The organism is Rhodopila sp., assembly GCF_965276935.1.
Classification (GTDB): domain Bacteria; phylum Pseudomonadota; class Alphaproteobacteria; order Acetobacterales; family Acetobacteraceae; genus Rhodopila.
Genome location: NZ_CBDIBS010000002.1, coordinates 407,264 through 419,795 on the forward strand (window position 1 = coordinate 407,264; position 12,532 = coordinate 419,795).

A 12,532-nucleotide genomic window follows, 5' to 3' on the forward strand; every position below is an offset into this window, starting at 1 on the left:
GCGTGCGGGTCTTCGGAGACGACCATGGGTAAGACCACCGGCTTCCTCGAAATCGAGCGGCGCGACCGCGCCTATGAAAAGCCCGAGATACGGCTGAAAAGCTTCACCGAGTTCGTCAGGCCGCTGTCGCCGGAAGAACTCAATGGCCAGGCGGCGCGCTGCATGGATTGCGGCATCCCGTTCTGTCACAATGGCTGCCCGGTCAACAACCAGATCCCCGACTGGAACAATCTGGTCTATCAGGAGCAGTGGCGGCAGGCGCTGGTCAACCTGCACTCCACCAACAATTTTCCTGAATTCACCGGCCGCATCTGCCCGGCCCCGTGCGAGGCGTCCTGCACGCTGAACATCGACGACAACCCGGTGACCATCAAGACGATCGAATGCGCCATCGTCGATCGCGGCTGGGCGGAAGGCTGGATCACGCCGCTGCCGCCCGAGCAGCGGACCGGCAAGACGGTGGCGGTGGTCGGCTCGGGACCCGCCGGCATGGCCTGCGCGCAGCAGCTTGCCCGCGCTGGCCACGCGGTGACCCTGATTGAAAGGGAGGACCGGATCGGCGGCCTGCTGCGCTACGGCATCCCCGACTTCAAGATGGAAAAGCACCTGATCGACCGCCGGGTTGACCAGATGGCGGCCGAGGGGGTGACGTTCCAGACCAGCACCGAAGTCGGCAAGGACGTCTCGATCGATGTGCTGCTGGCGGAGTACCACGCGGTGGTGCTGACCGGCGGCGCCGAGTGGCCGCGCAACCTGGACGTGGTCGGCCGCGACCTGGAGGGCATCCATTACGCGATGGATTTCCTGACGCAGCAGAACAAGCGGGACGCCGGCGACGATGAAGCCGCCGCCGCGCCGTTCGGCACGCTCAGCGCCCGCGGCAAGCATGTCGTCGTGATCGGCGGCGGCGACACCGGAGCCGACTGCATCGGCACCTCGGCCCGCCAGGGTGCCGCCTCGATCACCCAGATCGAGATCATGGCCAAGCCCCCGGTGCATGAGAACAAGGCGATGGTCTGGCCCGACTGGCCAACCAAGCTGCGCTCGTCGTACGCCCATGATGAGGGCTGCGAACGCGACTGGGCGGTGCTGACCAAAAGCGCCACCGGCTCGAACGGCCGCCTCGAGGCGCTGACCTGCGTTCGTGTGGAATGGGAGCGCACGCCGGACGGGCGGATGACGATGCACGAAGTCGCCGGCAGCGACTTCCAGATGAAGGCTGATCTGGTTCTGCTGGCGATGGGGTTCCTGGGCCCTCGGCGCGGTTCACTGCTGGAGCAGGCCAGGGTGGAACTGGACCCACGCGGCAACGTGTTGGCCAACACGGTCGAATACCGCACCTCCCGCGACGGTCTGTTCACCGCTGGCGACATGCGGCGCGGACAGTCGCTGGTGGTCTGGGCGATCCGCGAGGGCCGCCAATGCGCCCGCGCGGTGGATCTGTTTCTAATGGGGAGCAGCACGCTGCCGCGGTGAGCGTGTTTGGACAGATCGATGCTGCCGGTCAGGCACACCCGCCTGGTTCCGCAACACAAAGGCCCTGCAAAGGTTGCAAGAATTTTCGGTCATTAGGCTCCGCCAGGCAGCGCGAAGCCCTGCGTGGGACAGACGTTTGCTACGCCTAGCTGCCCTTCCTGCCGATCACCACGGGATTGTTGCATTTTCCCAGCGCGTGAACGTGCCTGTCGGGCCGTCGCGGCCGAGCAGTGCCACGCGCACCGCCTCGCGGGCGCCCTCCTCGACCGTCTCCGTGCCCGCATACCCGTTGAGGTTTGTCTTGGTGAAGCCTGGGGAGACGGCGTTGACCTTGATCCCCTCCGGCTCCAGCTCTATCGCCATGGCGACCGTCAATGCGTTGAGCGCGGTCTTGGATGCTGGATAGACCGGGCTGAAGATCGAGCGGTAGGCAAAGGCCGGGTTCGAGTTCGTCGTCAGCGACCCGACGCCGCTCGACACGTTGACGATGCGCGCGCCCGGCGTCTCTCGCAGGAGCGGCAGCATCGCCTGGTAGACGGCGAGAACGCCGAACACGTTCGTCTCCCACACCGCGCGCATCTCATCGAGCGACACATTGCTTGGCCGGGTCGTCTTTGCGTACGCCTCGACGGACTGGCCGGGCAGCTTGTTCGTATTCGAGATGGCCGCGTTCTGGATGAGGATGTCGAGGCGGCCAAACTCGTTGCGAACACGTTGCGCTGCCGCGGCAACCGACACCTGATCCGTCACGTCGAGCTGGAGCGCGTGGGCGTCCGGCCCAATCTGCTTGGCCGCGGCCTCGCCGCGTTCGAGGTTGCGGGACCCGACCAGCACAGTAAGACCGTGCGCCACCAGATCCTTGGCGATCTGAAGGCCGATCCCTTGATTGGCACCGGTAACCAAGACGACGGGTTTGTCCTGCATGGGAATTTCGCTCTTTTGCGGTTTGTTGAAGGCGCTGCCCGGCCCGGCTAGGAACTTAGACGGATCGCGGTTCCGTATTAATGCGGATCATTGATCCGATTTGCAAGTGGGGATGTAGTGAGCGACAGACCAGAGGACCAGGGCAACGGCCTGGAGGCCCGACGCGGCGCCGGCAAGCGCGTGCGCGCCGACGCACAGCGCAGCCTCGACGCATTGCTTCATGCGGCCAAGAAGGTGTTCGCAACCTCCGGGGTGGACGCGCCGGTGCGAGCGATCGCGGAGACGGCTGGTGTCGGCCTGGGCACGCTTTACCGGCACTTCCCACAGCGCTCGGACCTGATCGCAGCCGTATTTCGCCGCGAGATCGATGCCTGCGCCGATGCCGCGGCGATCCTGGCGGCTGAGTGCGACCCCATCGACGCCTTGGCGGGCTGGATGCAGCGGTACGTCGCCTTCGTCGCTGCCAAACGGGGGCTCGCCAAGGCCCTGCATTCGGGGGATCCGGCGTTCGACACCTTGCCGGGTTACTTCGACCAGCGCCTGCGGCCGGCCTTTCGTATGCTTCTTGAAGCCGCCGCCGCCGCCGGCGCGATCCGCGTGGACGTCGATGCCGATGAGCTTCTGGGGGCAGTGGCGAGCTTGTGCATGTCCGCCCACAATGCCGGACCGGGCCGCGCGGAACGCATGGTCGCGCTCATCGTTGATGGGCTCCGCTATGGTGCGCCCGCCTGAGCCGCCGCTGTCGCGTTCGACGCCCGTGGTCGCGACACTTACGTCGGTCCCGAAGGCTTCCGGCGCTGGCCTTGTCTTGCCAAGACTGATCGAAAGCCATCCAACGCCTTCAACTGATGAAAGCGGGCAAGCCTGCTCAGCCACTCCGGTGGGGCGTCCTCACGGCCTGCTAAGCGCTATTTGGAACAGCTAACGAACTTAATCCGCTTGTCATAACCTTTGGCATTCTTGCGCTTACAATCCGCGCCAAATCTTCGCCAAGGGACGCTATTTGTGACAAAGTCGAATCTATCATGCGGGCTGGCAGTGCTGCTTGCCGCCGCCACGTCCATCCTCGCCGCCACACCGGCCGCCCGCGCCGCCACCGCCGCCGACTGCCCAAACGACGGCGTCGTCCGCTTCGGTGTCGAGCCGTTCGACACCTCTGCCAAGCTGGTGCCGATCTACGGCCACATCGGCGATCTGCTGGGCAAGAAGATCGGCTGCGAGGTCAAGGTCTACATCGCCACCAACTACAACGCCGAGATCGAGGCGATGCGCAGCGGCAAGCTGGAGGTCGGCGAATTCGGCCCGCTCGGCTACGTCCTGGCGCACCAGATCGCCAAGGCGCAGGCCGTCGCCGCGTTCAGCAGCAAGGACGGCAAGCCCGACACCTACTGGGCCAGCCTGGTGACCTACCCGTCATCCGGCATCAAGACGGTGGCGGAGATCCGCGGCCATTCCTTCGCCTTCTCCGATCCGGCGTCCACCTCCGGTCATCTTTTCCCGGCCTATGGCCTGCGCAAGGCCGGCATCGATCCCGACAAGGACATCAAGGCGCTGTTCGCCGGCAGCCACACCGCCTCATACGAGGCCCTCTACAACCACAAGGTCGAGGCCGGCGAACTCAACAGCGAGCAGTTGCAGTCAGCCACCCAGCGCGGCCACTACAAGGACGGCGACCTGGTGTTCCTGTGGAAGTCCAACCCGATCCCGACCGACCCGATCACCGTGCGCGGCGACCTGCCGCCGGCTTTCAAGCAACGCCTGACCGAGGCCTTGCAGACGCTGGACCTCAGCAGCCTGCCGGCAGCCGACCGCAAGATCATGGGCCTGGGTGGTGAGCGGTTCGTGCCGCAGACCGACGCCGCCTACAATGGCATCCGCGACCTGGTGAAGACCCTGAACATCGACCTGGACAAACTGAGCTGACCGCGCCACCGGATGCCCGCCTGTCCGTTCGTGGGCTGTCGATGCGCTACCCAGCCGGCACGCAGGCATTGCAGGCCGTCGACCTGGATGTGCGGGCCGGCGAGTTGCTGGTCGTCCTCGGCGGCAATGGCTGCGGCAAGACGACGCTGCTGCGCTGCCTCACGCGGGCGCTGACGCCAAGCGCGGGGCAGGTCTGGCTTAACGGCATCGACCTCGCCGAACTGACCGGTGAGAAGTTGCGGCGATGCCGGCTGGAACTGGCGATGATATGGCAGCAGGCGGCGCTGGTCCGACGGCGCAGCGTCTTGGCCAACGTGGCCTGTGGCGCGCTCGGCCGCCAGCGCGGCCTGTGGACCAGCCTGGGCGGCGTGCCAGCCGCGGAACTGCCCGCCGCGCGGGATTGCCTGGCCGAGGTGGGCCTAGTCCACCTCGCCGCGCAGCGGGCCGGCACGTTGTCCGGCGGCCAGGCCCAGCGCGTCTCCATTGCCCGCGCCCTGCTGCAACGCCCCAGCGTGGTCCTCGCCGACGAACCGGTCGCCAGCCTGGACCCCGAAGCCGCGAACGAGATCATGCGCCTGCTGCGCCGCCTGGCGCACGACGACGGCCTGGCGGTGCTGTGCGTGCTGCACCAGGTTGACCTCGCTCTCGGGTTCGCCGACCGCCTGATCGGCATGCGCGCCGGCCAGATCGTCTTCGACCGGGCGTCCGAGACGGTTTCGCCCAATGAGGTTCAGGCACTCTATCTGCCGAGGGCAGCATGAACGGTCCCGGCATCGGCACCACGAACAAGGATGTCCGGATCGGCACGTCCACAGCCCCCATGCCGCGCGTACCCGACTGGGGCCGAGCCGCGGCGGTCGCGCTGCGCTCGGTCGTGGTTGTTCTCGGCATGGCGGTGGTGGTGCAGGCGCTGGTCGTCGTGCAGGCCCGCCCGCAGGATCTGGTGACCGGCTTCCACGGCATGGTGGACATCGTCCGGCGTGCCATGCCACCGGATTTCTCGCGGCTTCCCGATGCCGCTTGGCCGGCGCTGGAAACCATCGACATCGGCCTGTTCGGCACCATCGCCGGGATCATCCTGGCGCTGCCGCTCTCGGTGCTCGCCGCCGCCAACGTCACGCCGTCGCGCCTGCTGTACTACCTGTCGCGCGGCGTCATCGGCTTCACCCGGGCGGTGCCCGACCTGGTCTGGGCGCTGCTGTTCGTCACTGCCGTCGGGTTAGGCCCGTTCCCCGGCGGCCTGGCGCTGGCGGTCCACTCGATCGGCATGCTGGGGCGGCTGTTCGCCGAAACCATCGAGACCATGGACATGGCGCCGATCGACGCCCTGTCGCTGACCGGGGCGAATCGGATGCAGGTCTTCACCCAGGGCGTCATCCCGTCCGTCCTGCCGTCGCTCGCGGGTATCGGGCTGTATCGGCTGGACGAGAACATCCGTTCATCCCTGGTATTGGGCTTTGTCGGTGCCGGCGGCATCGGCTTTCAGTTGCTGACGGCGATGAACCTGTTCCAGTACCAGCAGGTGTCGCTGCTGCTGATCGTGGTGTTCGTCATCGTCTTCGCCGCGGAACGCCTGTCGGCGGTCTGCCGGGAGTGGCTGGCTTAACCGCTGATCAGCCGGTGGCCTAACTTGGCGTTGGTGGACAGACAGCGGCCGCGCGCCTGACATGGCCGCCGGCTCTAGAAATCGGCCCATCCGACTTCGCGGATTCGAGATGTTGGCGGGTAGCAAGGCAGCCTTCCCCGTTCTGGAACGGCTGCTAGCCGGCGAAATTATGGACGCGGGAGCCGGTTTCAACCCAAACCAGTCCTTCCCGATCACCAGATGCCAGGTTAAAGTTGTATCATGCAACTATACAGGCGAGGTCAGCATGACGGCTGAAGCGCGCTACCCCCAGGCGGAGCCTATACGGGAGGCTTCTCGAAGGCTTGTCCGGGAACTCGGCTTCATGCGGAGTACGCTGGCTGGCACCAGGCTGCCGCCCTCCGCGGTTCATGCCCTGCTGGAAATCGGAACACGCGAATCTGTCACCGCCGGTGAACTTTGTGACCTCCTCGCTCTGGAGAAGTCTAGCACGAGCCGGATGCTGCAAAAGCTCGTCGCATCCGGTGACATAAGGGAGGGGTTGGACGAACAGGACGGTCGCGCCAAGCCACTCTCGCTGACCGCAAAGGGGCAGGCGACGCTTGCAGCGGTCAATGGCTTTGCAAGGCGGCAGTTGACGGGTGCGCTGGACAAACTGCGCCCCGAGCAGCACCAAACCGTAGCTGACGGTCTGTCCCTTTACGCGGCGGCGCTCTTGGCGGGCAGGACGGGGAAGCCGAGCGAGCGGGTCGTCGTGGAAATCGAGACCGGGTATCGGCCTGGCACGATCGGTCGCTGCGCTGAGATGCACGCGCGCTTCTACACGCGGATGGCGGGCTTTGGGCGTCCGTTCGAGGCGGGGGTTGCCGCGGGCTTGGCCGAGTTCTCAGCTCGCCTGGACAAACCCGGCAACTGTCTCTGGCTCGCCATACAAGCCGGCGTCGTAGTTGGTACAATCGCGATCGACGGCGAGGACATGGGACCCGGTATCGCCCATTTACGCTGGTTCATTGTAGATGATGGGATACGCGGCGGAGGGATCGGTCGGCGGATGCTATCGGACGCTATCGGCTTCTGTGACCGGCAGGGCTTTGCTGAAATCCATCTCTGGACCTTCCTAGGCCTCGATAGTGCTCGGCGCCTGTATGAGGCGCAAGGCTTCTCCTTGGTGGAGGAGCGGCCAGGATGGCAATGGGGTAAGGAGGTGATGGAGCAGCGTTTCGTGCGCAGGGCCAAGCCTATGCCACCCAGTCGGGTTTGATTTCAACAAGCGGGCGCTCCGGCATAGCAGCCAACGCATCCAGCATGGCGGCGTCATGGTCGCCGACAGCACGCATGGACGATGGTGCAGCCCGCCAGGTGTCCCAAGGGGATGTCTCTTGGTTGTTGATCACGTAGTGGTCCCGGATAAGGTTGACTTTTAAGAACCAAAGCCCGGTCGTCTGGCCATGGCCAAACCGGCTGGGATTGGACCGGCCCGCTCGGCAATCCAGCCAGGCCTTGTCAGCCGTGACAAACGATTGACGTGGAACGTCGGTCGGATCAAACTCGATGCGGCATTTCTCCCGCTGTATTGGGTCGAGTTGCGGATCGCTCAGGCGCCACGCCCGCGCTGATTTGTCCCAATATTCGCAAACCCAGTGATCTTCCCAACCCTCACGGAAATAGGACGCGAAGCCGCAGCGCATGCGAGCGGAAACGCCTTTGCCGCGAAGCATTGCACACAGCAACAACGCGAAATCGCGGCAGGTGCCGATCGCCCTTCGATCAGGCGAGCGTGGAATGTGCAGGTGCCGCGCATCTCTCTCGAAGATGTCCGTCAGGCGTCGTGCAACAGGAAGCGTCTGCCTTGACCCGGCATGAAGCAGTTTCTCATCGAGGCCATATTCGGCCAGCCAGTCCGAATGAACAAGCACGCCCTGAATAACCTGATGCAGAACATCGATGTTGGCCGGAAAGCCGGCCAAGGCAGGCGTGTGACTACCCGGATCAGACATAGGGGTGTGATCGGTCCACCTGTCGACGCCGCTCGTTACCAAAGTTGCTTCCTTCTAGCGGTCACCAAGGCACACATGGACGCGGCAAGCCGAGGTCCATAAGCGGCGGGACTTGCCGGTATTTGGCATCTATCCATGTTGATACGCTGGTCAACCAGCGCCTCGAGAGCCGTGGATGGCGGCCCTGCGGCCGCCATGACGTCGTAGAGTGTATTGCGCTGCTCCGAGCAATGCGCTTGTCGATCTTCGGGCTCTTACGCCCGCATCGTGTCCCACCACGGGCACACGCCCTCCATCCGGCGATAGTTGCCGTCCAGCACATGCAGCGGTTCGCGCACCCCGTCGGCGGCGGCTTTCAGGCGCATGGTCCGGGCTTTCTCCTGCTGTTCGGCGGGCAGCCAGGCGCGGTCGTGGCCCCACAGGCTGGGACCGACGGTGACCTCCGTCGGAGTCCAGTTGCCAGGCGTGACTTCCTTGCCACCCCAGCCGTATTCCACCATGAAGCCGGACGGCGAGCGCAGGTAGTATGATGTGACCGCATCGTTCGGATGCCGCCCGAGGGTGGTGGCGATACGCTCTGGTTCACCCAGCGCGATGTCGTAGCCCTGCCCTACGTCGTCCAGCGAGAACAGCTCGATCATCAAGTGGTGCAGGTCCTGCTTGCCGGTCTCGATCAGCGCGACGCTGTGGTGGCGGCCGTTAACGTGCATGAAGTAGGCGCGGAACGGCGTCAGGATGTAGTCGCTGATGCCGAAGCCAAGCAGATCCCGGTAGAACCCCAGCAGGTCGTCGATGTTGCGGACGTGGAACACCACGTGGCCCATCCCCAGTGTTCCGGTGCGGAAGCCGGAAATCGAGCGGCCCGGACGAAACGCCGTGTCGGCGACGGCGGCGCCATGGAAGGCTTCCAAGCGATTTCCGGCCGGGTCGCGGAAGCTGATCACTTCCTTGACGAAGCGCTGGTCGGCAAGCGCTTTCGCCTCCCACGTCACCGGCACGTTCGCGGCGTCAAGCCGAGCGGCCAGCGATTGCAGGTCGGCGGCGGTGGCGACGTCGAAGCCGAAGTAGCGGTCGCCCTCGGGCAGCGAGCGGTCGACCACCAGCCGCTGGCTGCGGTCGTCCATGCGAAAGGCGCGGGCCGTGTTGCCGCGCTCGATCATCTGCATGCCGAGCCAGTCGCTGGCGAAGCTGGTCCATTCGGAGAGATCGGATGACCCGATGCCGACATATCCCAAGGCCTGGATTTCCATGGCACTTCTCCTGTTCTACGATTTCACTGTATCACGTCCGGATCCCGCGGCAAAACCGGCGGCGCGCGGTCGTCCACGGGTATTCTGTTTCTTTGAATTAACATATTGCGGTTGTACTCTCGGGCATACTAACATATTGGAAAATGATGACAGCGAAAATTATCCGTCGCGGACGGCGCTTCCGCCTGATGATTCAAGCACAACACCCTGGCCTGTCGACATTTTGGCTATGGCGGTCTCCGATCAAGTTGCACCAATTCGTCATGGTCGGGGACCGAGGGTCATCCCAGCCATGACGGATTCAAAACGGAGCGACCTGATCGGAAACTGCTCTGATGCCAAGGTTAAACTAATCTTGTGCGGCTACGTTATTGATTTGGAAACCTACTTGTTCTAGTGCTCTGCTTTCTTATCGGCTTCAGCCGATCCTGATTATTCCTGTCTGCGATCAGCGGAACCTATTTGGATAAAACATGATTTCAGAGCATTACGGCATCGGCCGCCGCCGCCTTGCGACAATCGCCACCGCGTCGCTCCTGAGCGGATGCGCAACAGTACCTCAAGTGATCGGCCTGACCGCTCGCGATATCGGATTGACCGGAGGCGGTTCCCCCGCACCCGGCTCAGCCGACGGACGTGAAGCCGCGGACGAAACCGTGGCGCTTCAGCAGCAATACGACCTGCAGCGCCGCCTGTCGGCCAGTCCGATCGTTTTCGGCAACATGGTCACCCTGTTGTCGGGCGGAGCCGAGGCGTTTCGCGCCATGTTTCAGGTCATGACCCAGGCACGCGATAGCATCGACCTGGAGTACTTCATCCTTGCCGATATCGTTTCGGATGGCGTGCCATTGTCCAGCGTCCTGCTGGACCGGCTGCGCGCCGGGGTCAAGGTCAACATGATCTATGACGGGTTCGGCTCGCGCGACACGCCGCCCGCCTTCTTCGACACGTTGCGCCAGGCGGGCGCGAAGGTCGTCGAGTTCAATCCGCTGGACCCGCTCAGCGTCCGCGTCGGCTGGTCGCCGAACGACCGCGATCACCGCAAGATCATGATCGTCGATGGACGCGTCGGCTTCACCGGCGGTGTCAACCTGGACAAGGCCTATGAAAACCCACCCTCGGCCGGGGTTCAGCCGGATGCCGACACACGTCATGCGTTCTGGCGCGACGTCGCGGTGCGGATCGATGGGCCGGCGGTGGCGGAACTGCAGAAGCTGTTTTTCGGCACTTGGCGGGAGCAGAAGGCGCCGGCGGCGGACCAGGCCGATTATTTTCCGCCGCTGCCCCGCCAGGGCGTGCAGACCATCCGCATCATCGGCAGCTCCCCCGGCAATCGCCGGCCGCTGTATTACGCCTCCCTGATGGCGGCGATCCACAGCGCCCGCCAACGCATCTGGCTGTGCAGCGGCTATTTCGTGCCGCCGCACGAGGAGCGGGAGGCACTGACCGCGGCCAGTCGGCGGGGCATCGACGTGCGCATCGTGGCCCCGGCCTACAGCGACGTGCAAAGCGCCGTGTACGCCGGCCGGGCGGCCTATGGCGATCTGCTGGAGGCGGGGGCGAAGATCTTCGAGGTCCGCGATGCCGTGCTGCACGCCAAGCTGGCGGTGGTGGACGATACCTGGACGGTGGTCGGATCCTCCAACCTCGATCGCCGCAGCGTGGTGTTCAACAACGAGGTGGACGCGGTGATCCTGGGGCAGAATGCCGCCGCACAGGTCGAGGGCGTGATCCGCCAGTACATGGCGGCCGCCCACCCGGTTGAGCTGGCGAACTGGCGGCGTCGGCGGCTGCGCGAGCATGTGCGGGAGATCGAGGCGCGGGTCTGGCAATACTGGATGTGATGTCAACGAGGCGATACTGGCTGTGACGCGAATGCGGTAATCGCAAGCGGTGCGGTCTCGCCCGACGGCCACCGCCGTTCTCCCGTCGTGGCGGGCGTGTGCCCGACGGACATTGAAGTCGCACGCTTCAAGTCGGCCTTTACGCCTCCGTAGCAGAGCCAGGAGCGGACCGTCGACCGGTACTGTGCGGGTCACCGTCGTCTTGATATGTGTGCCGTGACTGGCGCATGAGGGAGAGGGAAATGGCGGACCACGACGACCAACGAGAGGGTGGCTGTCGCTGCGGGCGGGTGAGGTTCAAGGTCACGGCAGAGCCTCTGATCACCATGGCCTGCCACTGCACTGGCTGCCAACGCATGACGGCCAGTGCATTCTCACTCAGCGCTTTGTATCCGAGGAGTCGCTTTGAGCTGACGAAGGGCGAACCCACGATCGGCGGATTGCAGGGCGCGACACGGCATTCGTTCTGTCCGCATTGCATGAGCTGGCTGTTCACGCGCCCTGAGGGCATGGACGAGTTCGTCAACATACGCGCCACGATGTTGGACAATGCGCGCGCTTTCAGCCCTTTTATCGAAACCTACACGAGCGAAATGCTGCCTTGGGCGAAGACGCCGGCAATTCATCGATTCGAGAAGTTTCCGTCAGCGGCGCGTTTCCAGGCTCTGCTCTCGGCCTTTATCGAGCAAACAACCTAAGCCATCGCCGCTTGATAACCGGTTTGGCTTCGCCGGCAGGCAGCCGAGGCAAGCCAGCCCGTGACGCACGGCTTGCAGCAATGGTCTCGGCAAAGGCGTGGACGCCGACCTCCCGCCGGCGTGGCCAACGCATGCCCTTACCCGGTCAAGACGGTCGCGGGCCGGTATCACGTTGCCGCATCGATGCATCCCCCGCTTGACCGCATCCCGCCGTCGCGATCAAACTGATCGACAACGGGATCGTCCAGGGCACCAGCCGCGCCAAGCGGCTGAACGCCTCGGGCGTCCCCTTGTGTCGAAACCACGATAATGAGAAGGAAAGCGTGATGCCTCAGGTCACCCTGACGGTCAACGGCAAGCAGCACACGACGGAGGTTGAAGGTCGCACCCTGCTGGTCGAGTTGCTGCGCGAGAAACTGAGCCTGACCGGCACCCATATCGGCTGCGACACCAGCCAGTGCGGCGCCTGCGTGGTGCTGATCGACGGCATGTCGGTCAAATCCTGCACCCAGCTTGCCTTGCAGGCGGACGGCATGCAGATCACCACGATTGAGGGTCTGGCGGCGGCCGACGGCACCTTGCACCCGATGCAGGAGATGTTCCGCGAGCATCATGCGCTGCAGTGCGGCTTCTGCACGCCCGGCATGGTGATGACGGCAATCGATCTGGTGCAGTCGCATCCCGATGGCCTGACGGAAAAGGAAATCCGCGAGGGCCTGGAAGGCAATCTCTGCCGCTGCACCGGCTACCACAACATCGTCAAGGCAATCGCCGCCGCCCATCCGTTGATGCACGCCAAGGCGGCCGAATAAAGCGCCGTCCATAAGAAGATAAG

Annotated in this window: 12 protein-coding genes; 9 read left to right on the forward strand and 3 right to left on the reverse strand. The window is 64.4% G+C overall.

Annotated features, from left to right (window positions below; all coding sequences use genetic code 11):
• The first annotated feature begins 24 nt into the window (after positions 1-24).
• A complete protein-coding gene (locus ACQY4S_RS04885; protein WP_428484066.1) occupies positions 25-1,476 on the forward strand; it encodes a glutamate synthase subunit beta in 1,452 nt (483 codons plus the stop codon).
• A gap of 165 nt (positions 1,477-1,641) precedes the next feature.
• Here ACQY4S_RS04885 and ACQY4S_RS04890 read toward each other — a convergent pair whose 3' ends face one another.
• A complete protein-coding gene (locus ACQY4S_RS04890) occupies positions 1,642-2,400 on the reverse strand; it encodes an SDR family oxidoreductase (protein ID WP_428484067.1) in 759 nt (252 codons plus the stop codon).
• 117 nt (positions 2,401-2,517) lie between these two features.
• On the opposite strand from ACQY4S_RS04890, the gene ACQY4S_RS04895 reads away from it, so the two are divergent.
• The 5 genes from ACQY4S_RS04895 (at position 2,518) to ACQY4S_RS04915 (ending at position 7,169) form a co-directional block, all read left to right on the forward strand.
• Positions 2,518-3,132, forward strand: a complete 615-nt coding sequence (locus ACQY4S_RS04895; protein ID WP_428484068.1) for a TetR/AcrR family transcriptional regulator — start codon at positions 2,518-2,520, stop codon at positions 3,130-3,132.
• Positions 3,133-3,438: 306 nt separating this feature from the next.
• Positions 3,439-4,323, forward strand: coding sequence for a phosphate/phosphite/phosphonate ABC transporter substrate-binding protein (locus tag ACQY4S_RS04900; protein WP_428484069.1), 885 nt, complete (start codon positions 3,439-3,441; stop codon positions 4,321-4,323).
• Positions 4,324-4,364: 41 nt separating this feature from the next.
• Complete coding sequence (locus ACQY4S_RS04905) at positions 4,365-5,084, forward strand: phosphonate ABC transporter ATP-binding protein (RefSeq protein WP_428484070.1); 720 nt, start codon at positions 4,365-4,367, stop codon at positions 5,082-5,084.
• Entirely contained in the window at positions 5,081-5,929 is an 849-nt protein-coding gene (phnE, locus tag ACQY4S_RS04910; protein WP_428484071.1) for a phosphonate ABC transporter, permease protein PhnE, read from the forward strand. The genes ACQY4S_RS04905 and phnE overlap by 4 nt, the downstream gene beginning before the upstream one ends.
• Before the next feature lie 109 nt (positions 5,930-6,038).
• Positions 6,039-7,169, forward strand: coding sequence for a bifunctional helix-turn-helix transcriptional regulator/GNAT family N-acetyltransferase (locus tag ACQY4S_RS04915; protein WP_428484072.1), 1,131 nt, complete (start codon positions 6,039-6,041; stop codon positions 7,167-7,169).
• On the opposite strand, the gene ACQY4S_RS04920 is transcribed toward ACQY4S_RS04915, so the two are convergent.
• Both ACQY4S_RS04920 and ACQY4S_RS04925 read right to left on the reverse strand, forming a co-directional pair.
• Positions 7,147-7,947 carry a transglutaminase domain-containing protein gene (locus tag ACQY4S_RS04920; RefSeq protein ID WP_428484073.1) on the reverse strand — a complete coding sequence of 267 codons (801 nt, stop codon included), beginning with the start codon at positions 7,945-7,947 and terminating at the stop codon, positions 7,147-7,149. The two genes, ACQY4S_RS04915 and ACQY4S_RS04920, sit on opposite strands and share 23 nt — an antisense overlap.
• 212 nt (positions 7,948-8,159) lie before the next feature.
• Positions 8,160-9,155 carry a VOC family protein gene (locus tag ACQY4S_RS04925; RefSeq protein WP_428484074.1) on the reverse strand — a complete coding sequence of 332 codons (996 nt, stop codon included), beginning with the start codon at positions 9,153-9,155 and terminating at the stop codon, positions 8,160-8,162.
• Between the two features lie 473 nt (positions 9,156-9,628).
• Between ACQY4S_RS04925 and ACQY4S_RS04930 the strand changes: the two genes are divergently transcribed.
• The 3 genes from ACQY4S_RS04930 to ACQY4S_RS04940 all read left to right on the forward strand — a co-directional run bounded on the left by ACQY4S_RS04930 (position 9,629) and on the right by ACQY4S_RS04940 (position 12,509).
• On the forward strand, positions 9,629-10,999 hold the full coding sequence (locus ACQY4S_RS04930; RefSeq protein WP_428484075.1) for a phospholipase D-like domain-containing protein: 1,371 nt from the start codon (positions 9,629-9,631) through the stop codon (positions 10,997-10,999).
• 242 nt (positions 11,000-11,241) lie between these two features.
• Positions 11,242-11,697, forward strand: coding sequence for a GFA family protein (locus tag ACQY4S_RS04935; RefSeq protein WP_428484076.1), 456 nt, complete (start codon positions 11,242-11,244; stop codon positions 11,695-11,697).
• Between the two features lie 326 nt (positions 11,698-12,023).
• A complete protein-coding gene (locus ACQY4S_RS04940; protein ID WP_428484077.1) occupies positions 12,024-12,509 on the forward strand; it encodes a (2Fe-2S)-binding protein in 486 nt (161 codons plus the stop codon).
• Positions 12,510-12,532: the final 23 nt, after the last annotated feature.

Excerpts from the sequence above, each read along its gene's own strand:
- ACQY4S_RS04915 (WP_428484072.1), top strand. The coding sequence starts at position 6,039 with ATGTTGGCGGGTAGCAAGGCAGCCTTCCCCGTTCTGGAACGGCTGCTA.
- ACQY4S_RS04940 (WP_428484077.1), top strand. The coding sequence starts at position 12,024 with ATGCCTCAGGTCACCCTGACGGTCAACGGCAAGCAGCACACGACGGAG.
- ACQY4S_RS04890 (WP_428484067.1), bottom strand. The coding sequence starts at position 2,400 with ATGCAGGACAAACCCGTCGTCTTGGTTACCGGTGCCAATCAAGGGATC.
- ACQY4S_RS04905 (WP_428484070.1), top strand. The coding sequence starts at position 4,365 with ATGCGCTACCCAGCCGGCACGCAGGCATTGCAGGCCGTCGACCTGGAT.
- ACQY4S_RS04935 (WP_428484076.1), top strand. The coding sequence starts at position 11,242 with ATGGCGGACCACGACGACCAACGAGAGGGTGGCTGTCGCTGCGGGCGG.
- phnE (WP_428484071.1), top strand. The coding sequence starts at position 5,081 with ATGAACGGTCCCGGCATCGGCACCACGAACAAGGATGTCCGGATCGGC.
- ACQY4S_RS04930 (WP_428484075.1), top strand. The coding sequence starts at position 9,629 with ATGATTTCAGAGCATTACGGCATCGGCCGCCGCCGCCTTGCGACAATC.
- ACQY4S_RS04885 (WP_428484066.1), top strand. The coding sequence starts at position 25 with ATGGGTAAGACCACCGGCTTCCTCGAAATCGAGCGGCGCGACCGCGCC.
- ACQY4S_RS04925 (WP_428484074.1), bottom strand. The coding sequence starts at position 9,155 with ATGGAAATCCAGGCCTTGGGATATGTCGGCATCGGGTCATCCGATCTC.